This window comes from Lacinutrix neustonica, from assembly GCF_026625145.1.
In the GTDB taxonomy this organism is placed as follows: Bacteria; Bacteroidota; Bacteroidia; order Flavobacteriales; family Flavobacteriaceae; genus Lacinutrix; species Lacinutrix neustonica.
The window spans coordinates 2,565,755-2,592,293 of the sequence record NZ_CP113088.1 but is presented as its reverse complement, the minus strand read 5'-3'; the positions used below and the strand labels follow the sequence as shown (position 1 = coordinate 2,592,293).

15 protein-coding genes and 6 pseudogenes are annotated in these 26,539 nt (G+C 36.0%); 4 read left to right on the top strand and 17 right to left on the bottom strand.

From position 1 onward, the window contains the following. Positions 1 to 56: 56 nt before the first annotated feature. The 5 genes and pseudogenes from N7U66_RS14155 to N7U66_RS14135 all read right to left on the bottom strand — a co-directional run bounded on the left by N7U66_RS14155 (position 57) and on the right by N7U66_RS14135 (position 4,693). Positions 57 to 1,598, bottom strand: a pseudogene (locus tag N7U66_RS14155) (glycine--tRNA ligase). Positions 1,599 to 1,663: 65 nt separating this feature from the next. After that, positions 1,664 to 2,176 (bottom strand): hypothetical protein, encoded by a 513-nt coding sequence (locus N7U66_RS14150; protein WP_267675866.1) that lies wholly within the window; start codon positions 2,174 to 2,176, stop codon positions 1,664 to 1,666. Further along, entirely contained in the window at positions 2,166 to 2,561 is a 396-nt protein-coding gene (locus tag N7U66_RS14145) for a hypothetical protein (RefSeq protein WP_267675865.1), read from the bottom strand. Before N7U66_RS14145 ends, N7U66_RS14150 begins: the two co-directional genes overlap by 11 nt. A 227-nt stretch (positions 2,562 to 2,788) precedes the next feature. Continuing rightward, positions 2,789 to 3,613 (bottom strand): hypothetical protein, encoded by an 825-nt coding sequence (locus N7U66_RS14140; RefSeq protein WP_267675864.1) that lies wholly within the window; start codon positions 3,611 to 3,613, stop codon positions 2,789 to 2,791. A gap of 129 nt (positions 3,614 to 3,742) precedes the next feature. After that, a complete protein-coding gene (locus tag N7U66_RS14135) occupies positions 3,743 to 4,693 on the bottom strand; it encodes a hypothetical protein (protein WP_267675863.1) in 951 nt (316 codons plus the stop codon). Between the two features lie 183 nt (positions 4,694 to 4,876). On the opposite strand from N7U66_RS14135, the gene N7U66_RS14130 reads away from it, so the two are divergent. Both N7U66_RS14130 and N7U66_RS14125 read left to right on the top strand, forming a co-directional pair. Further along, positions 4,877 to 5,494, top strand: a complete 618-nt coding sequence (locus N7U66_RS14130; RefSeq protein ID WP_313791239.1) for a ComF family protein — start codon at positions 4,877 to 4,879, stop codon at positions 5,492 to 5,494. Between the two features lie 106 nt (positions 5,495 to 5,600). Beyond that, positions 5,601 to 7,217, top strand: a complete 1,617-nt coding sequence (locus N7U66_RS14125) for an Ig-like domain-containing protein (RefSeq protein ID WP_267675861.1) — start codon at positions 5,601 to 5,603, stop codon at positions 7,215 to 7,217. Here the strand turns inward: N7U66_RS14125 and N7U66_RS14120 are convergent. From N7U66_RS14120 to N7U66_RS14110, 3 genes and pseudogenes are all read right to left on the bottom strand, one after another. Further along, the gene (locus N7U66_RS14120) at positions 7,201 to 7,983 is read right to left on the bottom strand and encodes a nitrilase family protein (RefSeq protein ID WP_267675860.1); all 783 of its coding nucleotides are present in this window, start codon (positions 7,981 to 7,983) and stop codon (positions 7,201 to 7,203) included. The two genes, N7U66_RS14125 and N7U66_RS14120, sit on opposite strands and share 17 nt — an antisense overlap. Further along, positions 7,984 to 8,508, bottom strand: coding sequence for a hypothetical protein (locus N7U66_RS14115; RefSeq protein ID WP_267675859.1), 525 nt, complete (start codon positions 8,506 to 8,508; stop codon positions 7,984 to 7,986). 37 nt (positions 8,509 to 8,545) lie between these two features. Beyond that, a pseudogene (locus N7U66_RS14110) lies at positions 8,546 to 9,686 on the bottom strand (methionine aminotransferase). A 162-nt stretch (positions 9,687 to 9,848) separates the two neighbouring features. Here N7U66_RS14110 and N7U66_RS14105 point away from each other — a divergent pair. Further along, positions 9,849 to 11,958 (top strand): annotated as a pseudogene (locus N7U66_RS14105) (S46 family peptidase). A 196-nt stretch (positions 11,959 to 12,154) separates the two neighbouring features. Here the strand turns inward: N7U66_RS14105 and N7U66_RS14100 are convergent. From N7U66_RS14100 to N7U66_RS14065, 8 genes and pseudogenes are all read right to left on the bottom strand, one after another. Then, positions 12,155 to 13,885, bottom strand: coding sequence for a MutS-related protein (locus tag N7U66_RS14100; protein ID WP_313791238.1), 1,731 nt, complete (start codon positions 13,883 to 13,885; stop codon positions 12,155 to 12,157). 11 nt (positions 13,886 to 13,896) lie between these two features. Then, positions 13,897 to 14,850 carry a M28 family peptidase gene (locus N7U66_RS14095; protein WP_267675858.1) on the bottom strand — a complete coding sequence of 318 codons (954 nt, stop codon included), beginning with the start codon at positions 14,848 to 14,850 and terminating at the stop codon, positions 13,897 to 13,899. Between the two features lie 95 nt (positions 14,851 to 14,945). Further along, a pseudogene (locus N7U66_RS14090) lies at positions 14,946 to 15,693 on the bottom strand (succinate dehydrogenase/fumarate reductase iron-sulfur subunit). Between the two features lie 9 nt (positions 15,694 to 15,702). Beyond that, entirely contained in the window at positions 15,703 to 17,700 is a 1,998-nt protein-coding gene (locus N7U66_RS14085) for a fumarate reductase/succinate dehydrogenase flavoprotein subunit (protein WP_267675857.1), read from the bottom strand. Between the two features lie 15 nt (positions 17,701 to 17,715). After that, positions 17,716 to 18,391 (bottom strand): annotated as a pseudogene (locus tag N7U66_RS14080) (succinate dehydrogenase cytochrome b subunit). A 144-nt stretch (positions 18,392 to 18,535) separates the two neighbouring features. Then, a complete protein-coding gene (locus N7U66_RS14075) occupies positions 18,536 to 19,666 on the bottom strand; it encodes an alpha/beta hydrolase-fold protein (RefSeq protein WP_267678534.1) in 1,131 nt (376 codons plus the stop codon). A 175-nt stretch (positions 19,667 to 19,841) separates the two neighbouring features. Then, the gene (locus N7U66_RS14070; protein ID WP_267675856.1) at positions 19,842 to 20,714 is read right to left on the bottom strand and encodes a hypothetical protein; all 873 of its coding nucleotides are present in this window, start codon (positions 20,712 to 20,714) and stop codon (positions 19,842 to 19,844) included. Positions 20,715 to 20,760: 46 nt separating this feature from the next. Continuing rightward, positions 20,761 to 23,601: a beta propeller repeat protein gene (locus N7U66_RS14065; protein ID WP_267675855.1), complete on the bottom strand. Its 2,841-nt coding sequence runs from the start codon at positions 23,599 to 23,601 to the stop codon at positions 20,761 to 20,763. 225 nt (positions 23,602 to 23,826) lie between these two features. On the opposite strand from N7U66_RS14065, the pseudogene N7U66_RS14060 reads away from it, so the two are divergent. Then, positions 23,827 to 25,119 (top strand): annotated as a pseudogene (locus N7U66_RS14060) (aminopeptidase P family protein). Positions 25,120 to 25,172: 53 nt separating this feature from the next. Here the strand turns inward: N7U66_RS14060 and N7U66_RS14055 are convergent. Further along, positions 25,173 to 26,507: an aspartate kinase gene (locus tag N7U66_RS14055; protein ID WP_267675854.1), complete on the bottom strand. Its 1,335-nt coding sequence runs from the start codon at positions 26,505 to 26,507 to the stop codon at positions 25,173 to 25,175. Positions 26,508 to 26,539: the final 32 nt, after the last annotated feature.

Below are 26,539 nucleotides of genomic sequence, written 5' to 3'. Positions count from 1 at the left end.
CCCAAACAGTGCTGTTTGGGTTTTTCTTATTATTCTCAGTCTACGAAAACGGTTTTTTACATCTTCATTAACCAAGTTCTCACGTCAACAGCGTCTTTAATAATCGCTCTCAACTCCTCGATTTTAACACGTTTTTGCTCCATACTATCTCTGTAACGTATCGTCACTGTGTTATCTTCTAACGTATCATGATCTACCGTAATACAAAAGGGTGTTCCGTTAGCATCTTGGCGTCTGTATCGTCTTCCTACAGCATCCTTCTCATCATAAGCGACATTGAAATCCCATTTCAAATCGTCAACAATTTGTTGTGCAATTTACGGCAAACCATCCTTTTTAACTAGTGGCAATACGGCTGCTTTAAAAGGTGCTAAAACTGCTGGTAATTTTAGAACGGTTCTTACACTTCCATCCTCCAGTGTTTCGTCTTCTAAAGCATTGGAAAACACAGCCAAAAACATACGATCTAAACCTATTGAAGTCTCTAAAACGTAGGGCGTGTAACTCTTGTTTTCTTCATGGTCGAAATATTGAAGTTTTTTACCGGAGTGTTTTTCATGTTGACTCAAATCAAAATCTGTACGACTATGAATGCCTTCTAGTTCTTTAAAACCAAATGGGAATTTAAACTCTATATCTGTAGCTGCATCTGCATAATGAGCCAATTTTTCATGATCATGGAAACGGTAATTCTCTTCCCCTAGTCCTAGTGACAAATGCCATTTCATTCGGTTTCTTTCCAGTGCTTGAACCACTCTTTTTGAGTTCCTGGTTTAATAAAAAACTGCATTTCCATTTGCTCAAATTCCCGCATTCTAAAAATAAACTGTCGTGCTACAATTTCGTTTCTAAAGGCTTTTCCTGTTTGAGCAATACCGAACGGAATTTTCATGCGTCCAGATTTCTGAACATTCAAGAAATTAACAAAAATACCTTGTGCTGTTTCAGGTCTTAAATACAGATCCATGGCACTTTCTGCACTGGCTCCTAATTTAGTTCCAAACATCAAATTAAATTGCTTAACATCTGTCCAATTTTTACTACCGCTTACGGGACATCCAATTTCAAGTTCTTCTATGAGGGCTTTTACATCTACTAAGTCTTCTTTTTCCGAGAGATTGCCCCATCCGTTTCAATATACTATCAATTTTTTCCTGATATCCAACAACACGTGGATTAGTAGAAAGAAATTCTTGTTTATTAAAGGCTTCTCCAAAGCGCTTTGCAGCCTTGGCAACCTCTTTATCTATTTTAGCTTCTATTTTAGCACAGTAGTCTTCGATTAAGACATCTGCTCTATAGCGCTTTTTAGAATCTTTATTATCAATTAAGGGATCGTTAAAGGCATCTACGTGACCTGACGCTTTCCACGTGGTTGGATGCATAAAAATGGATGCATCTAAGCCCACAATATTATCATGCATTTGCACCATAGCTTTCCACCAATAGTCTCTAATGTTTTTCTTTAACTCTACTCCGTTTTGTGCGTAATCATAGACAGCGCTTAGCCCGTCGTATATTTCACTACTTTGAAATACATAGCCATACTCTTTAGCATGTGAGATTACCTTTTTAAATTTATCGTCTTGATTTGCCATAGCTACAAAAATATAAAACCGCTTCAATTAAATGGAGCGGTTTAGTAAAAATATTACCGCTTATTTTATTTTAATGTCATTACCGTTTTAGAAAGGACATTGCCTTTGTGAAAGATAATGATATCATACATCCCTTTATCTAATTTTACCTCCTCATTTTTATCAATTATAACAGACACTTGTAGTTCATCTCCTCTATAATTCACTGTTTTTTTACCGGAATAGCGCAATGATTTCGGGCCAAAACTAACGGTCCCTTGATCTGATATAACAGTTTTTGATGCATCCATAATTTGAAAATAAAAGGTTTTTGGTCCTTTTATTAAAAATTCATTTTTAACAATGGTGAACTCAATGTGAAACTTTTTGGTTCTCCTAGCGTACCTTGTATCTACAACTCTATTCCTAGAAGTGACACGTTTCGCTGCCTCTGCATTCAAATGACTCACAAAGAGCTTTCTATATTCTGATAAACTAGTATTTTTATCTAATAGATGCGTGTATTTAGTTTCAATTAATTTTGTAAGCGAATCTCTTGTTTTAAGCGTTTTTTCAAACTGCAATCTTTCAATTTTCAAAGATTCGTTTTCTGACTCCGAGACCTTCTACAAAAGAAAGAATATTTCTGTTTTCAACCTTAAGAATTTTAATCTGAGCCTTAAATTTTTCAATTAATGCTTGGTTTGGTTTTAATGTTTTCACAGAATCCCTAATCACCATCATTTTTTCTTTGGATTGTTTCAACTGCACGATTAAAGAATCGTTTAAAACGTCGACAGAATCATAGCTATCTATCATTTCGGAAAGCTCATTTAACACCAAGACCTTTTCTTGTTCAAAAATCCTGTTATGTTCTTTAACCTTTAAATACTTTGAAATACTTAACACACTTAAAATCAAAAAGAAAAACGCAGCAAGCATTACGGCTGGTCTTAAATTAAAGATTTGGGGAGTAACCATCATAAGTAATTCAAATTGGGTTCATTTTAAGTGGAATTAACTATATAAATATAACAAAAAGACGGTAATCTTTAAAAATATAGCTACAGATAATCATAAACATACTGTCTATATATAAAAACAACTTGTTAACACTTGCAAAACAGACACTTACTTTAATTTAATAGCCTTTTTTCCTAATATTTCGCCATTATGGACAATATTCAAAAAGTACACCCCTTTATCTAGAGTCACTTCGGACGCTTTTCAATTATTGAACACACCGTAAGCTCTTCGTTACTATAAAATACCGTTTTCTTTTCGGAGTAAATAAGTGATTTTTTTCCAAAGTGTACGGTACCCTTATCGGCAATTACATTCATCTTAGAATCTAATACTTGAATGTATAATTCTTTTTCTCCAGGGTCTGTGAATTTATTATTTAGGATGGTAAAACACACATGGAATTTATTCACTTTTCTTGCCAATTTAGTAGCTACAATACGTTTAGATGTTATCCGTTTTACACCTGTTGCCTCGACATTTGTAAGGATTAGATTTTTGGCTTGATATAAATCTAATTTCAAATCGGTATTGCGCTTAGACAGTGTTCTATTCTCAATTTTAAGTCCTCGTGAAAGCACTTCTTTTTTAGAAATTTCACTTTCAAAACGTACGGTCTCTTGTTTGAGCGTCTTGTTTTCGACCTCAAGGGTATTTACCATTGCTAATACTCGCGCATTCTCTTTTTTGAGCCATCTAATTTGAGATTTATACTTCGAAATTAATGACGCACTGGGTTTTAAACGCTTCACAGAATCTAAGATACTAGATATTTTAGATTTTGTTATTTCCGGATGACGTCGTATTGATTTGTTTTCAATTTTAACGCCATCATAGCTCGAAATCATTTCAGACAATTCATTCTCAACAAGACCTTTTTCTTGCTCAATAAACACCTGATTTTCTGTCAATTCACTGTAACTTGAATAGCTAAAAGAGCTAAGAATCACAATGGCTATAACCAATGAACCAATAATTAATCTGTAGTTAAAAAATTGAGGGTTAACTATCATTTTAATTTATTTAAAAAACCTAATCTATGTAAATTGATAATAATAAATTATAAAAATCGATGAACTGGTAAAATATTTGATAAAGCAATGAAAATGCTTAAAAAAACACTAGATTATTTAGATAATAGACTAATTTAAAGTAAAGCTTGTGTTTATAACTAAACCTTCAGCAGTATAAATACCAATGTAATAAAGCCCTGGTGTAAATTTATCTGAATAGGAATATTCAATAAATTCACAATGTTCCATATTCTCATTATCATAATCAATGTCTACTATTTTACTGGCTATTAAAGTAGCTTCTCCAAGGGAGATATCTCCTAAATCTCCAACCACATTATTATTGGGGTCAATAACCTGTAAGTAAAAGGTTTGTTTCCCTTTTACTGAAAGTGTGTTTTTTGGGAGTGTAAAACAAATATTTAGTTTTTTGGTGCGCCTAGCACTTGTCGTGTGTACTATAATATTATTAGATCTCAAACGCTTTACTGCAGAAACAGAAATAGTACTAGGTAATACTTTTGATGCTTTATCGAGTTTTACCGTCATTCCCCTATTGTCTTTCCTTAAGGCTAAGTTCCTTCTTTTATAACTATCTACGGCGTATTTGTATTTAGAAACAGTTGTTTGGTTTTTTTCGACATTAGATTTATAATATTCTAATTCTGTACCCACGTAATTCACCTCCATTTTAAGAAAATCATTCTCCCTGTCTAATGCTTTAACTAGATTTAGAATACGTTTGTTTTCTTCTTTTAAAAGTAACAGTTGTTTTTTATAACTGGTCACCAAATCTACATCTGGTTTACTATATTGGATAGAATCTAAAATCTTAAAAATTTTAGTCTTAGTGATGTTTAATTGATTTAAAATCGCATCGTTTTCGACTTCAAGGTCATGATAAGAAAGTATCATGTCCCCCAATTCCTGAGCTATTAATTCATTTTCATGAAAAAGATACTTTTCATAATGTTCAATAGCAATAAAGCTCTCATACGAATAATATCCAAGTGCTAATAGTACAGTGGTAAGAGGGACCAATACAAGCCTTAGACTGTTGATGGGAGGGTTAACAATCATAGCGATAATAAATTACATTTACAGTGCAAAACTATAACTAAACCTTTAAAAATCAGTAATTTTACTATTATTTTCGATGAACGGATTGAATCATCTGACAAACATTATTATATTACCGACCAAATGCTAAAATCAATTATTAATCTTTTTTTTCCTAAAGTTTGCTACACATGCAAACAGCCATTGACTGATCACGAACAGTATGTATGTACGGACTGCCGACACCATTTACCTGTTACCAATTTTCATAAACATAATGCTAATTTTGTGCGAAACCTGTTTTATGGCCGAGCGAACATTATAAATGGTACAGCACTCCTTCGTTTTGAAAAAAAGGGAAGTGTACAGCAATTAATCCACGAACTCAAATATCGAGACCACCAAGATATAGGACTATTTTTAGGCCATTGGCTTGGAGAAGAATTAAGTACCATAGATGCCTATAAAGCAATTGATTTGGTTATACCCGTGCCATTACATAAAAAAAAGTTCAAACGCCGTGGTTATAACCAAGTGACAAAATTTGGACAACAAATTGCAAAAGCTTTAAAAGCTGATTATAATGAAAACCTTCTCATTAAAATAACAAATACGTCATCACAGGTTAATAAAAAACGCTTTGCACGCTGGAATAACAACAACGAATTGTTTTCATTGGTAAACAAAGAAAAAATAGAAAACAAACACATTCTATTGGTCGATGACCTCATTACAACAGGTGCCACAATTGAAGCGTGCATGCAAGTACTCAATAGTGCCAACAATGTAAATATTAGTATTGCCACCATGGCCATTGCATAAGTTTATTTGAGAAAAGTTAAATTCTTTATAAACCTATGGCATAAAACGAGTCGGTTTATGTTTCTTTACAAATATGTTGTTTCTTTGTCACACATTATAATTTGACATGCAAAATAGGGGTTATAACTTTCTTTTCTTTTTAGTCATCGCAATTATCATTGGTAGTTGTGCTAATCGTGGTGCGCCTAATGGTGGCGCCAAAGACATCCTACCTCCAAAAATTGTAAAATCTATTCCTGAAAATTACAGTACTAATTTTACGGGAAAAGAAATACGTATTTACTTTAACGAATATATTAAAACAAAAAACTTAAGTAAGCAACTGGTTATTTCACCTCCTATGAAAACACAGCCTGAAATCACCCCGTTAGGCTCTGCAAGTAAATATGTAACCATTAAAATTTTTGATACGCTAAGACCAAATACCACCTATGCTTTTAATTTTGGTAATAGTATTGTGGATTATAATGAAGAAAACCCTTTTAAGTATTACAGATATGTATTTTCTACGGGTCCTTATATAGATTCTTTATCGGTAAAAGGCAGTATTAAAGATGCTTTAAATTTTGAAACAGAGGATTATGTTTCTGTTGCGTTATATAAAGTCGATTCTACTTATACTGATTCGTTAATCTATAAACGCACTCCAGATTACATTACCAATACTCTAGATAGCACCACGAATTTTAAAATTGAAAATGTAAAAGCAGGGACTTATATGCTTCGTGCTTTAAAGGATAAGAATGGTAACAATACCTTTCAACAAAAAATAGAGAAGATTGCTTTTTACGAAAAACCGATTACCTTGCCACAGGATTCTGTTGGTTTTGAACTCAAATTATTTAAGGAAGTAGCAAATTACAGGGCTATTAAACCCAGTTTAATTAGTGGTGAAAAGCTGGCCTTTGGTTTTGAAGGGGATTATAAAAACATGGCTATTGAATTGCTCACTAAAGTTACAGATACCTTTAAGTCGCGTTATTATAAGCAGGCAGAAAAAGATACGTTGCTATATTTTTATAGTCCGAAACTGAAAGTGGATTCGCTAATTTTTAAAATTTCCAATTTAAAAAATCAAGTCATAGATACCTTTACCGTAAAAATTAAAGATAACATTCGTGATTCATTACTTTTAAAATCCAGCCCAAACAATGTTATCAAATTCAATCAAGAATTTACGATATCCGGAAATATTCCTTTTGAAAATTTCGATGAGAGTAAAATAAGCATTCGTAACAAAGATTCCATCCTTGTAGATTTCACAACCACTTATGATTCGCTTAAAAATGACTTTGAAATAAAATTTAAAAAAGAGGAGGACAATAAATATAACATTGAATTATTGCCAAAAGCCATCACAGATTTATTTAATAACACCAATGATACTTTAAGACGTTCAGTAAGAACCCAAACTAAATACAGTTACTTTACCTCTAGGGTTGTTTTAGACAATGCTAAATACCCTGCTATCGTTCAGTTAACTAATAATAAATACGAAGTTGTTGCAGAGCAATATGTTGAGGGACCAAAGCCTATAGATTTTGAAGATTTAGATGCTGGCATGTATTATTTGAGGGTTATTTATGATGAAAACAAGAACGGCAAATACGATACTGGAGACTATTTGAAAGGCATTCAACCCGAACGCGTAAGTTATAGTCCAAAACAAGTAGAGGCCATCGCTGGTTTTGATGCAATAACTGAGTTTACATTATTAGATTAAAACGATCCTTGTCATTTAAAAAGCCAAGATATTTTCGGTTTTTTGCAATATGTTCTTTAGAAAGTTGTAAAATCTCAATGCCTTCTTTATTAGCCTCTAAGTAGGTAAGTTGTTCTCCTAAAACATCATAAACAGCAGAGTGCCCTGGATACTCATGACCTTTTCCGTCTAATCCAATACGGTTTACACCAACACAGTAACTCATGTTTTCTATAGCGCGTGCTTTTAGTAAAGCATCCCAAGCGGCAATTCTAGGCTTGGGCCAATTGGCAACATAATATAGCAAATCATAATCTTCTGTGTTTCTTGCAAAGACTGGAAAACGAAGATCGTAACAAACTTGGGGGCAGATTTTCCAACCTTTATACTGTAGAATGACTTTTTCTACACCTGCTTTATAAACTTTATTTTCGCCTGCCGGAGTGAAGGTGTGTCTCTTATTATAGCTTTCGATTTTTCCGTTTGGATACACAAAAACAAGTCGATTATAGTAGTTGTTATCCTCTTCTATTATTAAACTCCCTGTTAACGCACAGTTTCTATCCTGAGCTATGGTTTGCATCCACTTGATTGTTTCTCCTTGCATTGTTTCTGCCAGGGACTCTGCATGCATTGTAAAACCGGAAGTGAACATTTCCGGAAGGATGACAAGATCTATTGGTTTTGAAATAGACTCTAACATACGACTCAAATTAATACGGTTTTGAATGGGGTTTTCCCAAATTAAATGCGCTTGTACAATTGCTATGTTTAATATCTCATTCATTTATAAGCGCTTTACTCGTTTTTCAGCTTTAGCAATATTCTTACGCAACGATTCAAATTTTTTCTGCCATTTCTCGTAATCTTCAGGTGAAATCTTTCCTTTTCGTTCTAATCTATCAAATTTCTTTTTTTCCGATTTTAATTTCGACTCTGCTCTGTCTAAATTATCCTGTGCTTTTTCCTTTTGCTTGATTGCTTTCTCTTTCTTTTTAAAGGCTTTCTCGACGGCTTTCTGTTTCTTTTCTGCTCTTTCTTGTGCCTTTTCAGCCTTTTCTTGTGCCTTTTCAGCGTTTTCTTGTGTCTTTTCAGCGTTTTCTATGGCTTCCTCTTGTGCTTTAATACGGTCGAAACGTAATTTAATTTCTTCTTGAGCAGAGGCCGTGAGTACATTGGATTGATCTTTACCATTTTTATAAACTGTTTTTCCTTTTACAGTATAATTTTCATTATTATAATTAATTTCTTGAGCATAAATAAGTTGTGCTGCAAAAAATAATAGTACAATACTACAGTGTAATACTTTCATAATTAATTTGATCTAATAATTTAGTTTAAGGTACTAATTAAATCCGATTTAAAATTTCGGCCGCTTGTATTAATGTGTCTTTTGTTTTAGCAAAACAAAAACGCAGCATTTTATCATCCTTATTGTTATGGTTAAAAACAGACAATGGAATGGCCGCTAATCCATGCTCAATAGTTAATTGTTTAGCAAAGTCAACATCTTTTTCCTGAGAGATTTCAGAAAAGTCTAATACCTGAAAATAAGTGCCTTTTGCTGGAATAGCTTTAAAGCGAGAATGCGCGATTAAGTTTAAAAACAAATCTCTTTTTTCTTGATAGAATTGCGATAATTCCAAATAATGTTTTGGTTCTTTTAAATAATCTGCTAATGCCTTTTGCATGGGATGATTAACACTAAACACATTAAATTGATGTACTTTTCTAAATTCATCCATTAATTCTTTTGGAGCACAACAATACCCTACTTTCCAACCGGTATTGTGAAATGTCTTGCCAAAAGAGGCCGTTATAAAACTTCTTGTTTTCAATTCGAAATTTACAAACACTTTGATGTGGTAAACTATCAAAAATAATATGCTCGTAGACTTCATCACTTAAAACGATACAATTGGTGTCTTTGGTAAGGGCTTGAAGTGTTAATAGGTCCTCTTCTAAAAAAACACTACCGGTAGGATTTTGTGGTGTGTTAATAATAATCATTTTAGTTTTAAACGAAAAACGACCCTTTACTTGATGCCAGTCTATTTTATAGTGTGGTGCTTCCAATTGTATGGCCACCGTCTTTCCCCCATTAATCTCTACGGCGGGTTCGTAGCAATCATACGCTGGTTTGAAGATAATGACTTCATCATTTTGCCTTACAAAAGTAGAGATTATCGTATAAATCGCCTGCGTTGCTCCTGCGGTTATCGTGATATCGCTTTCCGGGTTATAAGTAGCGTTGTAAAGGACGTGTATTTTGTTCGCAATGGCTTCACGCAATTCCAGGTTACCTGCCATTGGTGCATATTGATTATAACCAGAAGCCATTGCTTTCGTGACTAAATGCTTTAATTTTTCGTCGCTTTTAAAATTGGGAAAGCCTTGCGATAGATTAATGGCATGGTGCTTGGTCGCCAATGCACTCATTACAGAGAAGATGGTGGTTCCGATATGGGGTAATTTTGATTGGTGCTTCATTTTGAGTTTTAAGAGTCATTAAAAATACAATATCACGAACTTCTTTTAAAAACCTCTCTTTTCTAATGGTTTAATGTTAAAGTTTAGAACTATTCTTAAAATCATGTTCATTAAAATAACCAATTTTTTATATTTGAAAACGTCCCAAATAATACTATACCTATGAAATTGTTAAAATTCCTATTACTTTTTGTATCCATAAACCTTTCTGCTCAACAAGGTGGCATGTGGATTCCTTCTCTCTTAGAAGGCATGAATGAAAGCGAGATGGCCAACCTTGGCAGCAAACTAACCGCAAAAGATATTTACGATGTAAATAATTCAAGCTTGAAAGATGCTATTGGCCATTTTAATGGGGGCTGTACCAGTGAAATAATTAGTGATCAAGGTTTAATTTTAACCAATCATCACTGTGGGTATTCCCAAATTCAATCGCATTCTTCGTTAGAAAACGATTACTTAAAGGATGGTTTTTGGGCTATGAATTTAGAAGATGAATTACCAAACCCAGGCTTATTTATAGAATTTATAGTGCGTATAGAAGATATTACCTCACAAGTTCTAAAGGATGTCAATGAAGTGATGACCGAAAAGGAAAAGCAAGCCCTCATCTCTAAAAACAGTAATGCGATTGAAGCTAAAACAACAAAAGAGGCCTGGCAAGACACCAAAATCAAGTCGTTTTATAAAGGCAATCAGTATTTTTTATTTGTTACCGAACGTTTTGAAGACATTCGCTTGGTTGGTGCACCCCCAACGAGTATAGGTAAATTTGGAAGTGATACAGACAACTGGGTGTTCCCGAGGCATACCGGGGATTTCTCCATGTTTCGTATTTATGCAGATGCTAATAATCGTCCAGCAAAATATAGTAAAGACAATAAGCCTTACCAGCCAAAGCACTTTTTACCCATTTCTTTAGATGGTATTGAAGAAGGTGATTTCACACTAGTTTTTGGGTTTCCAGGTAAAACGAACGAATATTTACCAGCCGTTGCCATAGAACATATCACTAAAGATTTTAATCCTAGTAATATTGCGATTCGTGAAGCAGCATTAAAGGTTATTGATGCTGCCATGAAATCTAGTGACGCCGTGAGAATTAAATATGCCTCAAAACAAGCACGAATCGCCAACGCATGGAAAAAATGGATTGGAGAAAATTTAGGTATTGAAAAAAGCAATGCGGTTGCAGAGCGTCGTCAATTTGAAACCGAATTCACATCAGCTTTAAAGAAAAAAAACTTAGTAGAAAAATACGGATTCATTTTACCAGAATTCGACCGTTTATATAAAGATTTTGAAGCTATAAACATTAAGCGCCGGAATTTCATTGAGGTATTTATGGTCACTAATGAACTCATGCAAATCACGTATAGAGCCTATCAAATGGAGCAAGCCATAAAAGCGAATCCCGAAGATTTTGAGAAAGCAAGGACCGACCTTATCAAACGATTAAAAGGTATTCATAAAAACTATGACGTGACTTTAGACAAAGGTGTTTATACCCGTGTCATGCCTCTTTATTCCCCCAACAATGTAGAAGCTTCAGTCTATGACAAAACAGCATTTACTCATTTAGAATCTGCTTTAGCTCTGTTAGAGGGCAACCATAAAGAAGTCCTTGAACAATTAAATAAAGACGCGGCCTATGCCTATGCCAAGCCCATTATACAGGAATTTACAAACGTAATTGACCCGAGTTTCAGCAAAAAAACCAAGCAATTACAGCATTACAAACAAAATACATGACCGCGCTAATGGAGGCTTTACCTAAAGCACGCTATTTTCCGGACGCCAATAGTACTTTAAGAGTCACTTATGGCCAGGTACGCGGTTATTCTCCACGAGATGCGGTGTATTATGAGCCCGTAAGTCACTTAGCAGGTGTCATAGAAAAGTATATCCCTGGAGATTATGAATTTGATGTTCCTCAAAAACTACTTGATTTATACGAAAGTAAAGATTACGGCCCATATGCAGATGCTGAAGGTAAAATGCCATTGTGCTTTTTAGGCACCAATCATACTACAGGTGGAAACTCGGAAGTCCTGCCATAGATGCCCATGGTAATCTTGTTGGATTAAATTTTGATCGGGTCCGGGAAGGCACAATGAGTGACATGAATTACGATCCTGAGATTTGCCGTAACATTATGGTTGACGCCCGCTATGTGTTATTTATAGTCGATAAGTTTGCGGGTGCGACGCGGTTGATTGAGGAGATGACATTGGTCCACCCTAAAAAAGAACAAACCGTAGAGCGTATTTAGTCCCTTTTATAGTTTACACCATTTCAGCCCTCACCTTTTTAAAAACGGGTGAGGTCTTTTTTTTTACTGTAAGAATGGCCTGAGATTATAAAATGAGACGCTTTAAAATTAGGAAATAAGGAGAAATTAAGAAACTTCAGGTTTTTAGATTATATTTTCTAAACAATATCCATTTTCTTCAATAAGAAGCTCGCATTCATATTCGGCAAATTCCCTTTTTAAACGTATAATCAAAATACAGCTCATCATCGATTATTTGAGCATCGAAGTAATAATTCTCTACTTCATCTAATGCGGTTTCTATCTCACATAAACTTAAATCGTGTGTGGCTATAATTCCCGTGGCATGACTGGCTACCAGTTTCTCAACAAACTTTCTTGACCCAATGGCTTTGTCTGTACTGTTTGTGCCTTTGAGGATTTCATCTAGAATAATGAAGTAATTATCTTCTTTAATGGCATCTACAATATATTTTAGTCTTGTTAATTCACTAAAAAAGTAGGAGCTATCATCGGTCAAAGAATCCGACGTTCGCATGCTCGTGATCAGCTTTATCGGACTATACACACTGCTTTTCGCACAAACGGGTAAGCCTATATTTGCCATAACCATATGCAAAGATACGGTACGTAAAAACGTGCTTTTCCCAGCCATATTAGCCCCTGTTATAATATAAAACTGCTGGTTTTTTATTTCGAAATCGTTATCAATGCGCTTCTCTGATTTTAGTAAGGGATGTCCTAAACTTAACACTTTTGTATGGCCTTTTTCTCCAACAATCTCGGGATAGACATACTGCTCATGGTTAAAAGCATAATTACCCAAGCTATTAAAAGCATCAAAAAAAGAAACCACTTCAAACCAATCCTCTACGGTGTCTTTGTAGGTTTCTATCCATTGCTCTATAGCGAAACTGTTTCGCAAATCGGTTAAAAAAAAACCATTTCCAAAAATAGCAGAAATAAGGTTGCTTCTATTATCTAAAGCATCCATGGCTTTAGATAATTCTTTTAAGATACGAGATGCTTTTTTATCTTTTAGTTGAATTTGTCCTTGTTTTTGCCGCAGCATTGGCGAAGTAAACGTTTCATTCTCTATACCTTCTAACAACTGCGCATACTGCCTAAACGTGTCTCGAATGCTATCTGTGTGCGCCGCCAAATTATTTATTTTTTTTAAATAGCGCCCGGTTATGAATAACCCTAACAGCAACCAAAACCCTAAGTATAGTCCAGGCAAAATCACCGTAAAAGCAAGAATAATGAGTACTAAAGATGCTATTGAAAAGACCATTGGCAGCCATTTCATTAGTGAAGGTAAAAACGACTGATGAGACTGTAACCATGTAATAATGGTTTTAGATTTGGTCTCTACTTTTATTAAACTGGCTTTCGCTTGATAGTCCTGTCTCCAATCTAATTTTGAGGCTAGTTCTTTTATTGCTTCTTGACGGCTTGTGATTTCTTTAATATTGTTGGCTAATAAAGCTTTTGCTAAATCCTGAGTCCCTTCATTAATAACGGTTCGGTCTATAAATTGAAAGAAAGAACCACGTCCAAATAAATCAATGTCCAAGGCAAAATTATGCTTGGGATCTTGAAACACTAATCCTTCGTTTTTGTGATGAAAGTCTCCAAAAGCAATTTTTAGTTCTTCTTCATTAATGGCTACTAACGCTTTTTCGAGATTATATTTTGCCTTTAAGTTTGTGTACCTAGAAAGTAAATATAAAAACGCAACAACTCCTAAAAACCCAATAGTTAGCGCTATTTGCCAATTATTAAATGCAATGTAAACCCCTAAAATGGTTGCTAAAAAAACGGCTAACCTTGCAATACTTAATCCCGAAAGTTGCTTGTATATTTTAGATACTGCTTTCTTATATTTTTCAATATTTATAGTATAAATCTTGTGCGAATTTGTCATGAAATAAAATATTAAAGTGGCATCGCGTCATACACTTCAAAGACACGAATGATGGTTTGTACAGCATCTTTATAAAACTGGTGGTCTATACGCTCAAAATCATCTGTTGGTTTATGGTAATCTTCATGGTCCGGAACCCCAAAATAAATAAATGGAATTTTTGCTTTATGAAATGCGGCGTGATCACTTGAATTCGTCCAGTTATCTCCCTTATCTAAACCTTCATGGCCAATTAACAGACGTGCTTTCCCTAAACCTTTAAAAGTTTCTATTGCCGGTTTTAATTGTGGGTAGTACCGTGAGCCAATAGCAAACAGCTCATTATTGGCACTACGGCTTATCATATCCATATTTAAATTGAGCTTGAGACTTTCTTTTGGGATCAATGGGTTTTGAACATAATGGTATGCGCCTTTTAAGCCTAATTCTTCAGCGTCAAAAGCCGCCGTAATCACATGGTGTTTTGGTGGATTATTTTTAAAATAGGATGCAAAAGCAAATAGTGCACTTATGCCTGATGCATCATCGTCTGCTCCATTATAAATTTGACCATTTTTTACACCTTCATGATCGTAATGTGCGGATAAAACGATATACCCCTGTGAGCTTTCTGTACCTTTTATCAAGGCTAAAATATTGGTTGCTTCATATGATTTGCCGAAGGATGAAAACTGAAAAGGTTGTTCGTATTTGACTCCTAAAGGTTTAGCTCCTAATTGGGAAAAACGTTCTATAACGTAGTTTTTGGCTTTTTCTGCACCTTGAGTCCCGGTTCTTCTACCTTCATATGCATCAGACGAAAGTTCCTTAATATCCTCTAGGAGCACTTGTGTATCAAAACAGTAATTCTCAATGTTATTATTCGTAACTTCCTGTTTGCCCACAGGGGCATTTTTTGTTTGTTGCCCTTTACAATTAAGGAAAACTAAAGCAAAACATAATAGAAAAGTAAAACGGTTCATCATACTTGTTTTATGTAAATGTACTAAAAAACCCAAGTGTTTAAACTTGGGTTTTTTAATTATTGAAATTCTTTAACGACTCCTTGGAGTAATAATTGTTATCCTTTTAAGCTCGCTGCTAAATACTCACGATTCATACGCGCAATATTTTCTAGTGAAATTCCTTTTGGGCATTCCACTTCACAAGCACCTGTATTTGTACAGTTACCAAAGCCTTCATCATCCATTTGCTTTACCATATTTAACACCCGATCTGTAGCTTCCACCTGCCCCTGTGGTAATAGTGCAAATTGAGACACCTTAGCGCCAACAAATAACATCGCACTAGAGTTCTTACAAGAGGCCACACAAGCGCCACACCCAATACAGGTCGCAGCAGAAAACGCATCATCTGCATCTGCTTTATTAACTGGAATGGTATTCGCATCAATGGTATTTCCTGAAGTATTTACCGAAATGAACCCTCCAGCATGCTGAATACGATCAAACGCGGTTCTATCTACAACTAAATCTTTTATTACAGGAAACGCTTTTGCTCTAAAGGGTTCTATAAAAATGGTATCTCCATCCTTAAACATACGCATATGCAGCTGGCAAGTCGTTACGCCACGATCTGGACCATGGGCTTCGCCATTGATATATAATGAACATGACCCACATATACCTTCACGACAATCATGGTCGAAAGATACTGGCTCATCGCCTTTTTCTATTAATTCGTTATTTAAAACGTCTAACATTTCAAGAAAAGACATGTCTCGGAGAGATATCGCTGATTTTGTAATCAACCATTTTCCCTTTATCGTTAGCATCTTTTTGACGCCATATTTTTAACGTTAAATTCATAGCTTTTCTTTATTTATAACTTCTTTCTTTAACTTCTATGTTTTCGTATGCTAATGCTTCTTTATGAAGGACAGCATCTTTGGGCTCCCCTTTATACTCCCAGGCAGATACGTACTGAAATTCCTTACGGCGCATCGCTTCTCCTTCCGGTGTTTGATATTCTTCTCTAAAGTGACCCCCAGCAGATTCTTCTCTTTCTAAAGCATCTTTAGCGAACAATTCTCCAAGTTCTAAGAAATCTGCAACACGACCTGCTTTTGCTAATTCTTCATTGAATTCATTAGCTGTTCCTGGTACGCGAACGTCTTTCCAAAACTCAGCTCTTAATTCTGAAATCTCAGTAATTGCCGATTTTAAATCTTCAGCGTTTCTAGCCATTCCACATTTGTTCCACATGATTTTACCTAATCTCTTGTGGAAATAATCGACAGAATGCGATCCTTTATTATTAATTAAGTGCTCTATATTTTTTCTTACTTCAGCTTCAGCCTCTTCAAACTCTTTAGTGTCTGTTGAAATAGGCCCTGTACGAATATCATCAGATAAATAATCACCAATAGTATAAGGTAACACAAAATAACCATCTGCTAAACCTTGCATAAGTGCCGAAGCACCCAATCTATTTGCACCGTGATCTGAGAAATTGGCTTCTCCAATCGCATACAATCCTGGAACCGTAGTCATCAAGTTGTAGTCTACCCGGATACCTCCCATAGTATAATGTACTGCTGGGTAAATCATCATTGGCGTTTCGTATGGATTCTCGTCAACGATTTTCTCATACATTTGGAATAAGTTACCGTACTTATTTTTAACAACCTCTTGACCTAATTTCTTAACTAAAACCGCATCATTTTCATCTAATCCCTTAACGTGCGCTTGTTCCTTTCCATAACGCTGAATGGCTGAGGCGAAATCTAGATAGACCGCTTCACCAGTAGCATTCACTCCAAAACCAGCATCACAACGTTCTTTCGCAGCACGAGAGGCCACATCACGAGGCACTAAGTTACCAAAGGCTGGATAGCGACGCTCTAAGTAATAATCACGATCGGCTTCAGCAAGCTGTGTTGGTTTTAATGTTTTATTTCTAATTGCCTCTACATCTTTTTTATGTTTTGGCACCCAAATACGTCCGTCATTTCTTAATGACTCAGACATCAATGTTAATTTAGACTGATGGTCTCCGTAAACGGGAATACAAGTAGGGTGAATTTGTGTATAACAAGGATTTGCAAAATATGCGCCTCTTTTATGTGCTTTCCATGCTGCAGTTACATTACTTCCCATCGCATTGGTGGATAAGAAGAAAACATTACCATAGCCACCAGTTCCAAGAACCACGGCATGCGCAGAATGCCGTTCAATTTCTCCAGTGATTAAGTTACGCGTTATAATCCCTCGTGCTTTACCATCAACTTTTACAACGTCTAACATTTCATGACGGTTGTACATTTTAATCTTACCACGACCTATTTGACGGTTCATAGCCGAGTAAGCGCCTAATAATAATTGTTGCCCTGTTTGTCCTGCTGCATAAAACGTTCGTGATACTAATACGCCACCAAACGAACGGTTGTCTAGCAATCCACCATACTCGCGAGCAAAAGGAACGCCTTGTGCCACACACTGATCGATTATATTAGCAGACACTTCAGCCAAACGGTATACGTTTGCTTCACGCGAACGGTAATCGCCACCTTTTACAGTATCGTAAAATAAGCGATAGGTAGAATCCCCATCACCCTGATAGTTTTTTGCAGCATTAATTCCGCCTTGAGCAGCAATGGAATGCGCACGTCTTGGAGAATCCTGAAAACAGAACGCCTTTACGTTATATCCCAATTCTGCCAAAGTAGCTGCAGCAGAACCACCAGCCAATCCAGTACCTACAACGATAACATCAATGTTACGTTTGTTCGCTGGGTTAACTAAGTCAATGTGGTTTTTATAATTCGTCCATTTGTCTTCAATTGGACCTTGAGGTATTTTAGAATCTAAAGCCATAAATCTCTCTATTATTTAATGATTAAAATGATGAAACAATGCAATAAAGATGAATCCTAATGGAATTCCTATAGCATAGATTTTACTAAATCCTTTTAATCCTTTTGTGTATTTGTTATTTGCTCCAATCGATTGAAATGCCGAATTGAAACCATGTAATAAGTGTAGTGCTAAGAATACAAATGCAATCACATAGGCGCCAACTCTAACGGGATTTACAAATTTGTGAACGAGTTCCTCATAATATCTAAACTCACCGTTAGGCAACGTTCCGAGACAGATCTCCCACAATATATTTTGTGTTAATTTCCGGCAACCAAAAATCAATAAAATGAAGTACTATAAAAGCTAAAATCGCTAGTCCACTCCAAATCATGTTACGACTCATCCAAGTTGAATTGGCAGCACCATTATTTTTAGCATAACTAATTTGTCCGGCTTTTCTGTTTCTTATCTCTAAAACAAAACCCATAACGAAGTGAAAAACAACCCCGAAAATTAACACCGGCTGCAACAAATACTGTACCGCCCAAAAGGTTCCCATAAAATGAGAGGCTTCGTTAAAAGTATCTGGACTGAATACCGATAAAATATTAATTGCAAAATGTTGAAGTAAAAAAACCATTAGAAAGAGTGCCGAAAGTGCCATGGCAAACTTTCTTCCTATTGACGAATTTAAAATTCCGCTCATTATGTATGTAGTTAATTATTTGTTGCACAAAGATAACGCCTGTTAGCTGGTCAAACAAATTTTAAATACTGTTTTCGTCGAAATTTAGAATGGGTTTAAGTTAAATCATTAAATAGTCTAAAAAAGAGTATTTACCTATTAGGGTTATTTATTTACTCTCTCTAAGTTTTTTAAATAAATCGCTTTGTAATAGTTATAGTTTTCTTCATCATATTCTTCTTTTTTAGTTTCTAATTTATCTAGAGCTTTTTTATAATACACAGAAGCCTCTTTAAATTTTTCTTGCGCTTCGAGCATTTCACCCTTACTGTCATATAAATTAACATTATTTGGATACAATTTTAAGGCCCAATCAATAATTTCAAGACCAAGATTTGCATCCCCTTCATGAAAAACAAAATAACCAAAACCATTCGCTTCATCAGCAGACGGGATGATGTCATAACCTGCCCACCTAGATTTATTTTTGTAAAATGCCTTAAGGTGATTAATGAATGTATCTGACGTATCTTTGAGAAAATGCTCTTGTTGCACTTCTGATAAGTTCCAAATTTTTGATATTTGATTCATTCCCTTTGAGATACTCACTATTGGAGTTTCAGAATGATTTAAACCTTCCAAAACTTCAAACCTATAATTTAGTCCTTTTAAATCGGCATTTTTTAAAACACTATCTAACTTTATCGTCGATGGCTTAAAGACTTCCTCCAAGCGCTCCGCTGTACCTGTAGAAATATAAATGGTTTTATTGAGCACCTTATTTTTATCAGTGAATTCTGAGAATCGTGTCACTAATTGTTCGAAATCGTAAGTAATGTTTGGGCTAATGGCAATAATACTTTTAAAAAAGGAAGGCTGATCCAAAATAGTATTCAATAGAAACGTCCCTCCTAGAGAATGACCAATGGCGACTCTAAAAGGCGTAGTTCTATACTGCTTTTCAACAAAAGGAAATACTTCTTTTTGTAAATGGATTTCTAGTAGTTTAGCGTTGCCCACATCTCCTTTATCTTTCCAGTTTGCACCCGTTTTTGGATTTAAAAATGTTGGCGTAAATTCTTTTGGCCTGTCTTCGGTTTTAACACCTACAATAATGTATTCTGAGGCTAATCCCGTCTGCGACATGTAATCACTAATCCCTGTGGTCATGTCAAACAAAGCATCAAATTGGCCATCAAAAAGATAAATAACCGGATAACTCTCTTTGGTTTCGGTATAAGAAAAAGGCACCCAAATCCTTATTTCTCTTGCTTTTTCGAAAGCCTCCGATTGTATTGTATAAGCCTTGAAAACTCCGAGTACTCCTGAGCCTTAATGGTTATATGAATAGCTATAAAGAAGAATAACAGTAGAAATTTTTTCATAATCGAGAGGTTTATCGTTTATAAAAAGACAACCAATGTATTAAATTGTTACAGTCATCGTTGTATAACACCACACTAAATTGAAATTAATTTGCAACTATGGGGATCAATCCACGAAGCCCCATATCAACCACTTGTTCTCCAGCATTTGGTTCATATTTCCCATCGGCGTTTACTTCTGTCCATTCAAAACTATTATTAATCGAAAAGGAGAGTGTCACTCTAACATCGTTAGTTTCATTTCCTGTAAGGGTGAGACCATTTTCAAATTCACCCGTTACCACACACGATCCTTGGGGTATTGGAGAAGAATTAAATAACGGATTTGGAACCGTGGTCGCTCCCTCCGGAGCCTGACCTTGAACCGTGAATCCCTGTGTTTCGAAAGCCCAAAACCCTTGTGATTTATTATCATTAACTTCAATAGTGCTTCCGTTTAAGTCGAAGGAAGTAATATAGTTATTATAACCTACAAAACTTGCTAGCGTTCCTGTGTAGTCAACTCCATTAGACAACAACTGAATAGCACCTTCTTGATAAGCTAATGACACACGAACCCATTTATAATTACCAACCGCTACATCATTTAATGGAATGGTAAGAAACGTGTCACCGTCTCCAGCAAAGGTTACGTTTTGAAAATCGATGGCATTGCTTCCTCCTGCAGTAGTTTTTGGCCCTTCAAAAACAATCTCCCCCTCTCCTAAAAGCGTTGTTGCATTGGGTGCAAACTCAATGTAATTAGCACTCATTCTTGCGAAATCCGGAGATTGTGCGGCATTACCGGCCGCTACTGCAGCGGGTTCCCCTAAATTATTGAGACGCTCTTGAGCAGGATCAAATTGAAACTTAATAATCAAATTTGCTTCAGGCTCCGTTGGTACAATTTTATTGTCATCACTACAATTTGTAAATGACACCAACACCGCTATGGCTGCAATTATATTTAGGTATTTCATTAGATTTGGTTTTGACTATAAAACTCAAAAAATATCGAATTATTATTTATTCTATTTCTAAACCGGTTGTCACGCCATCGATAGACACTAAATATTTTCCTTTTGGAAGATAATATTTATCGTTCTTGGCTTTTTGAATGTCAATGCTCGTGTTTTCTTTTAACAGTTTTTTTCTCCCGTCCTCAGTAATCGTTAAATCGTACGCCACATAATTAAACCCTTTATCCAATTCAGCATGAATCGTTTTTAAAACGGAATTCTGATCCGTTCTTATTTCAATGGTTTTTTTTGCTGAAGCATTCGCATACAAATTAATGGTTATCGTTGGTTCATTGGGTGTCATCCATTTACTCCAGCTATTTCCCCAACGACCGGAATGAGTAACATTCTTTATCTCATATAGACTTATAGGCGCCTTCAGTTGTGCAACGTCCACCTTTTGTAATGCGCTTACATTTGCTTTATAAATACTTCTGCCATGCGTTCCTATCAACAAATCGTTAGTGTCTTCCTGAATCACTATATCATGTACCGCAACCGCTGGTAGGCCTTTTGAAAAAGCATGCCATGTAATACCATCATTAAAAGAAACGTACGCCCCATTATCTGTACCTAAATACACTGTTTTATCACTTACAGGGTCTTCACGAATGACATTAATTGGTGCATCGGGCACATCTTCACTAAGGTCTTTCCATGTTTTTCCATAATTAGAACTTACGTATACGTAAGCATTAAAATCATCCCAACGGTACCCGTTTAATGTTACATATACCTTTCCCTTTTCATGCTTTGATGCAACTACTCTGCTCACCCACAAGTCTTTTGGCAACCCTTCACTTATGTTTTCCCACGAGCCACCGGCGTTTTTACTAATATGAACGAACCCATCGTCACTACCCACATAAAGTAATCCAAATTCGAAAGGCGATTCACTAATGCTGGTTAACGTTCCAAAGGCTACATTTCCTTTTTTTCCGCCTTGAGTTAAATCGTCACTTATGGCTTTCCATGTCTCTCCTTTATCCATAGAACGCATAAGTTTATTACCTCCCAAATACAGAATATCTTGATTGTGATGCGATAAATGAATAGGGGTTTGCCAATTAAATCGATAGGGATTTTCACCCAACTCGTGTTTGGGCTGTATGTATTTTTGCTCGTCAGTCCCTCGATTAATTCTGTAGTAGTTGCCAAACTGAAACCCCGTATAAACAATATTAGTGTTACGATTATCAATTTCAATTTGCATGCCATCACCTCCCATAATACTTTCCCATGGATATTGACCACTTTGCTGCCAAGCCTTATTGTCTTGAGCAGTATTGGCACCAACCCATACGCCATTATCCTGCAAACCACCATAGACGTTGTATGGTTTTGCATGATCTACATTAATAGCATAAAATTGTCCAACGGCTGGGGCATTATTTTTTATCCAGTTTTCACCATCATCGTAAGTAATATTAACCCCACCATCATTACCATTTATTAAATGGTTTGGATTTTTGGGATTGATCCATAACGCGTGATGGTCTGCATGTACATTTTCTGCACTAATGGAAGTGAAAGTGCTGCCGCCATCTTTAGATTTTAATATAGGAACACCATACACATAAATGTTATCCTTATTATCCGGAGCCACGTAAATATGCCCAAAATAATACCCATAGCTATAATACAGGTCGTCTAAATAATCCTCATGTGTTCTCTGCCATGTTTTCCCACCGTCGATACTTTTATACACCTCAGCACCAATGACTGGAGTTTCAAACAACATGGAGTTGGCATCCTCTAAATAGTTTGCCAAATCAACTGGTTTTACATGGCCACTTCGCACCATTTGTTTTACATTTTCAGCACGGTATTTCTCCTGAAAACCATTCATCTTTAAAAAACCATTGAGTTTCTTGTCTTCAAGATTTAAGAACGTCTCAGTGTCCATCGTTTTAAAATCCACTTTTTGAAGCCCTCTCGTTTCTTCTTTTTTATCCCCGTAAGGTCTGCGGAACTGACTATCATGAATGGCATAAATAGTCGTTTCATCATAAAGTGCCAGTCCTATCCTACCTACTCCGGAACCTGTTGGAAAGCCACTGGTTGCTGTTGAAACACGCGCCCAAGTTTCTCCGGCATCTGTGCTTTTATAAATTGCTGAATTATTGCCGTTACCTTCAAAATTCCATGCTTTTCTCTCTTTAGTCCACGACGAGGCAAACATAACATTATAGTTGCTAGGTGCGTGTTGAAGATCAATGATCCCGCTTACGTCATCTACAAATAAGGTTTGCAGCCATGTTTTTCCTCCATCTTTTGTTTTATAAACACCTCTGTCCTCACTTTTGGAATACAAAGCGCCTGTCACGCCAATAGTCACTTCTTCCGGATTGCTAGGATTGATTAAAATACGACCAATATGGTGGGCATTAGATAAACCTACATGTTCCCAACTGGCGCCATTATCTTTAGATTTCAAGACCCCTATTCCGGAGTAAGAAGAGCGCGAGGCATTGTTTTCTCCTGTTCCCACCCAAATGGTTTTTGTTTTCCAATCTACCGCAATATCACCCACATTTTGGGTTTGTGCGTTGTCTAAAATTGGGACGAACGTAGTGCCATTATTTACAGTATGCCACACCCCTCCGGAGGCATAGCCCACATAAAATTCTGTTGGGTCCTCGGGATTCACAGCCAAATCAACCACACGACCACTCATCACTGTGGGTCCAATGTTTTCAAAGGGTACATTCTTTACTAACGAGCGACGTTCATTTTCACTTTTTTGTTTGAGCGCTTGTTGCACCACCATAGTAGTTGTTGCAGGCCGTTGTGCTTTTGCATTAAAAATACAGCAAAAAAGGAAAAGGAAAAGGAATCTGAAGGTCATAAAATATGGATTAAAGGATGAAGGTAAGGATTCTGTTAAAATCAACAAAACAGATTGACAAATGTTAGCTAGAATTTCTTTAAGCGATATAAATATTGTTATTTTTACGGAAATCAAATAATACCACTATTGAGGTTTCTGCTTCTGAAGTATGGAAACTTCAATTAATAAAACACACTCTAAATAGATTCCCACTGTCGTGAGAATGAATAAAAATCTTATCCAATGAAATACCATAAAATTGATTCGAAACTCTTTATAAAAAACCGTAAAAACTTTGCTACACAAATGCAACCTAAAAGTTTAGCGGTGTTTAACTCTAACGATCTCTATCCCATAGGGGCCGATAGTACGATGCCCTTTGAGCAAAGTAGAGACATTTTCTATTTAAGTGGGGTGGATCAAGAGGAAAGTATCCTCGTCCTGTTTCCGGACTGTCCAAATGAAAAACATCGGGAAATTTTATTTTTAAGTGAGACCAACGATCATATTGCGGTTTGGGAAGGCGAAAAACTAACCAAAGACGCTGCCCTTGAAACCAGCGGCATTAAAACCGTGTATTGGCTGAAAGAGATGGAAAAAATCATGTTTGAGATCATGACGCAAGCCGACACGGTGTATATAAATACTAACGAGCATTATCGTGCGAATATAGAAACCGAAACTCGTGAAGACCGTTTTACCAAATGGCTAAAAAATAAATATCCTGCGCATCGTGTTGCTAAAAGTAATCCTATTTTACAGCGTTTACGTTCGGTTAAAGACCAGGTAGAAATTGATTTAATGCAGCAGGCTTGCGACATTACCGAAAAAGGTTTTAAACGTGTTTTAGGCTTTGTAAAACCTGGCGTTTGGGAATTTGAAATTGAGGCCGAGTTTATGCACGAATTCTTAAGAAATCGATCTAAAAAATTCGCCTACACACCCATTGTTGCTTCGGTAATAATGCCAATGTTTTACATTATATAGAAAATAATCAACAGTGTAAAGCTGGTGATTTAATCTTGTTAGATGTTGGCGCTGAATATGCGAACTACAGTAGCGACATGAGTAGAACAATTCCTGTTTCCGGAAAATTTACAGACCGCCAAAAACAAGTATATAATGCTGTGAATCGCGTAAAAAATGACGCGACAAAATTATTAGTTCCAGGGACATTATGGGCAGAATACCACGTTGAAGTTGGTAAATTAATGACTAAAGAGTTACTCGATCTAGGTTTACTCGATAAAGTCGATGTTAAAAACGAAAATCCGAGACTGGCCTGCCTATAAAAAATACTTTATGCACGGTACCTCACACCACATTGGGTTAGACACGCATGATTATGGTATTTTAACAGAGCCCATGCAAGAAAACATGATCTTTACGGTAGAACCCGGTATTTATATTCCTGAGGAAGGTTTTGGTATTCGTTTAGAAGATGATTTGGTTATACAAAAAAGTGGAGAACCTTTTAATTTAATGCGTAATATTCCTATTGAGGCCGATGAAATTGAGGCACTGATGAATCAATAAAAAAATTAATATAAAGTTAAGAAAAGCGAGTCTAAACCCTCGCTTTCTTTGTTTTAACTCAACACCAAGTGATCCGTGTTTTCAAAAACGTAACGCTGTAATTTACGCAAGGTTTCCTGTTTATCACTGGTATTGACCAGCAGTGAAATATTATTGTTACTCCCCCCATAAGCAATCATTCGTACATGAACATCTTGTAATATTTGAAACAGCTGAGGGGTGTCCGGGTGGTAAATAATGTTATTTCCCACCAAACAGACAATACTCATAAAATCATCGACTTCAACGTGAGCTATTTTTTTAAGCGCTGCTACTATCACTTCCAAATGTGTGTCGTCATCAATAGTTAATGATACAGCAATTTCTGAAGTAGTAACCATATCTATTGCTGTTTCGAAAGTTTCGAAGACTTCAAATACTTTTTTTAAAAAGCCATGAGCTTGTAGCATTCTTGCCGATTTGATTTTGATCGCAGTGATGCCTTCCTTAGCTGCAATGGCTTTAATTCCCTCACCATGAGTATGGTGCGTAATCAATGTGCCAAAAGCCTCCGGAGACATGGTGTTCTTTAAACGTACCGGAATATTTAACGCTCGCACGGGCATGACGGTTTGTGGGTGTAGCACTTTTGCTCCAAAATAAGCAAGTTCTGCCGCCTCGTCAAAAGAGAGGTTTGATATCGCTCTAGTGTTATCAACAAAACGCGGATCGTTATTATGAAAACCATCGATGTCTGTCCATATTTGCACCTCATCTACCTCTAAGGCTGCTCCAATTATAGTTGCCGTGTAATCGCTTCCCCCGCGTTGTAAGTTTGAAATATTTCCCTCAGCGTCTAAACATATAAAACCTTGTGTGATGTATATGTCGGCATCAGAAACCTCATCCAGTATCTTATTTAGATTCTGCTTGATATACAAATCATCCGGGTCGTTATTTTTATCCGTTTTCATAAAATCTAATGCTGGCAACAACGCTACTTTTATTTTGTCTTGAAATAAGAATTGGCTAAATAAAAAGGTAGATAACAACTCACCTTGGGCAACAATTTTATTATGTAATAAAACAGAATACGACGTGTTTGAAAGCACTCTCAACCCTAAAAATATAGTGTTTACGTAGGCCTTAGCTTCAATGACTAAAAAGGGATTACTAATTAAATTTGAGACGGTTTTTTTATAGGTGTCATGCAAAGCCTCTATTTTAAGTACGGCCTGCTCTAATTCACCATTTTTTATACATTCTGAAATAGTAACTAAGGCATTTGTAGTGCCGGACATTGCAGATAAAACAACGACTTTTTTTTCGCCATCGATTATAATATTTTTTACACGGGTCATGTTTTCCACAGACCCAACAGAGGTCCCTCCAAACTTTAATACTAGCATACTTTTTGTTTGTTTAGTAGGCTAAATTATTC

Coding starts and splice junctions, on each gene's coding strand:
- N7U66_RS14145 (WP_267675865.1), bottom strand. CDS start 2,561: ATGATGGTTACTCCCCAAATCTTTAATTTAAGACCAGCCGTAATGCTT.
- N7U66_RS14140 (WP_267675864.1), bottom strand. CDS start 3,613: ATGATAGTTAACCCTCAATTTTTTAACTACAGATTAATTATTGGTTCA.
- N7U66_RS14135 (WP_267675863.1), bottom strand. CDS start 4,693: ATGATTGTTAACCCTCCCATCAACAGTCTAAGGCTTGTATTGGTCCCT.
- N7U66_RS14125 (WP_267675861.1), top strand. CDS start 5,601: ATGCAAAATAGGGGTTATAACTTTCTTTTCTTTTTAGTCATCGCAATT.
- N7U66_RS14120 (WP_267675860.1), bottom strand. CDS start 7,983: ATGAATGAGATATTAAACATAGCAATTGTACAAGCGCATTTAATTTGG.
- N7U66_RS14115 (WP_267675859.1), bottom strand. CDS start 8,508: ATGAAAGTATTACACTGTAGTATTGTACTATTATTTTTTGCAGCACAA.
- N7U66_RS14100 (WP_313791238.1), bottom strand. CDS start 13,885: ATGACAAATTCGCACAAGATTTATACTATAAATATTGAAAAATATAAG.
- N7U66_RS14095 (WP_267675858.1), bottom strand. CDS start 14,850: ATGATGAACCGTTTTACTTTTCTATTATGTTTTGCTTTAGTTTTCCTT.
- N7U66_RS14085 (WP_267675857.1), bottom strand. CDS start 17,700: ATGGCTTTAGATTCTAAAATACCTCAAGGTCCAATTGAAGACAAATGG.
- N7U66_RS14070 (WP_267675856.1), bottom strand. CDS start 20,714: ATGAAATACCTAAATATAATTGCAGCCATAGCGGTGTTGGTGTCATTT.
- N7U66_RS14065 (WP_267675855.1), bottom strand. CDS start 23,601: ATGACCTTCAGATTCCTTTTCCTTTTCCTTTTTTGCTGTATTTTTAAT.
- N7U66_RS14055 (WP_267675854.1), bottom strand. CDS start 26,507: ATGCTAGTATTAAAGTTTGGAGGGACCTCTGTTGGGTCTGTGGAAAAC.